At 75.0% G+C, this 2,031-nt stretch carries 1 protein-coding gene; it reads left to right on the top strand.

From position 1 onward, the window contains the following. Positions 1–2,031: type I polyketide synthase (locus tag KZQ38_RS35665; protein ID WP_257902991.1), on the top strand; the 2,031-nt coding region annotated here is incomplete at both ends.

The raw sequence follows: 2,031 nt of genomic DNA, 5'->3' as shown, positions 1-2,031 counted from the left end.
ATCTCCCGGCTCGGGCTCAAGCCGATCGGCGTGGCGGAGGGGCTGGCCGCGTTCGACGCCGCGGTGGCCGGCGACGCGCCCGTGGTCGCGATCACCGGCCTGAACCGGGCCGCGTTGCGTGACGACCCCCACCCGGCGCTGCGGGAACTCGCGCCCCGCCGCGACCCGGCGCGCCGCGTCGAGGTCCCGACCGACGCCCGGTCGTTGACCGACCTGGTGCGGCAGCACGTGGCGGCCGTCCTCGGGCACGCCGACCCGACGGGCGTCGACGCGCACCGGGCGTTCAGCGAACTCGGCTTCGACTCGCTGACCGCCGTCGAACTGCGCAACCGGCTCGCCAAGGCGACCGGGCAGCGGCTGCCCACGACCCTGGTGTTCGACCACCCCACCCCGGCCGCGCTCGCCGCGCACCTGGCCGGTGCCATCGCGCCGGTCGCGCCGGCGAAGGCGGCGCCCGTCGCGGAGCCGATCGCGATCGTCGGCATGGCGTGCCGGTACCCGGGCGGTGTGCGGTCGCCGGAGGACCTGTGGCGGCTGGTCGCCGGCGGTGTGGACGCGATCGGCGACTTCCCGGCCAACCGCGGCTGGGACGTGCCGTACGACGAGGACCCGGACCGGGCGGGCACCACCTACACGAGATCCGGTGGGTTCCTGCACGACGCGGACCTGTTCGACGCGGACTTCTTCGGCATGTCGCCACGCGAGGCGCTGGCCACCGACCCGCAGCAGCGGCTGCTGCTGGAAACCGCGTGGGAGGCGCTGGAACGCGCGGGCGTCGACCCGGTGTCGTTGCGCGGCAGCCGGACCGGCGTGTTCACCGGCCTCATGTACCACGACTACGGCACCGGTGGCGTGCTGCCGCCGGAGCTGGAGGGCTACCTGGTCGGCGGCACGTCGGGCAGCGTCGCGTCCGGCCGCGTCGCCTACGCGCTGGGCCTGGAGGGTCCGGCGATCACCGTCGACACGGCGTGCTCGTCGTCGTTGGTGGCGTTGCACCTGGCCGCGAATGCCTTGCGGCAGGGCGAGTGCGACCTGGCGCTGGCCGGTGGTGCGACGGTGATGTCCACGCCGACGGCGTTCGTGGAGTTCTCGCGGCAGCGCGGCCTCGCGCCGGACGGGCGCTGCAAGCCGTTCGCGGCGGCGGCGGACGGGACCGGCTGGTCCGAGGGCGTGGGCCTGCTGCTGGTGGAACGGCTCTCCGACGCCCTGCGCAACGGCCACCAGGTGCTGGCCGTCGTGCGCGGCACGGCGGTGAACTCCGACGGCGCGTCCAACGGCCTCACCGCGCCGAACGGACCGGCACAGCAGCGGGTGATCCGCGCCGCGCTCACCGCCGCCGGTGTCGAGCCGTCCGACGTGGACGTGGTGGAGGCGCACGGCACCGGGACCACCCTGGGCGACCCGATCGAGGCGCAGGCCCTGCTCGCCGTCTACGGCGGCACGCGGGCGAAGCCGCTGGCGCTGGGTTCGCTGAAGTCCAACATCGGGCACACCCAGGCGGCGGCGGGTGTCGGCGGGATCATCAAGGTGGTGCAGGCGATGCGGCACGGCGTCATGCCGCGCACCCTGCACGTGGACCAGCCGACACCGCACGTGGACTGGTCGTCGGGTGCGGTGGAACTGCTCACGGAGGCACGTGAGTGGACCGCGGACCGGCCGCGTCGTGCCGCGGTCTCGTCGTTCGGCATCAGCGGCACCAACGCGCACGTGATCCTGGAGCAGGCCCCGGCGGCGGAGGAAGTGCCGGCCGCGTCCGGCCCGGTGCCGGTGGTCGTGTCGGCGCGGACGCCGGAGGCGTTGGCCGAGCAGCTCGAGCGGTTGGCGGGCAGCGACATCCCGATCACCGACCTGGCGCACACGCTCGGCGTCGGCCGGGCGCTGCTGGAGCACCGGGCGGTGGTGGCCGCCACCCGCGCGTCCGACCTGCGGGACGCGGTGACCGTGCCGCGTGCGCGGGACGGGCGACTGGCGTTCGTGTTCACCGGGCAGGGTTCGCAACGCGTCGGGATGGGGTTGGGCCTGGCACAACGC

The sequence above is a fragment of the Saccharothrix obliqua genome, assembly GCF_019375475.1.
GTDB lineage: Bacteria > Actinomycetota > Actinomycetes > Mycobacteriales > Pseudonocardiaceae > Actinosynnema > Actinosynnema obliqua.
The sequence above is the reverse complement of the archived record's forward strand: the minus strand, read 5'-3'. Positions and strand labels throughout refer to the sequence as shown.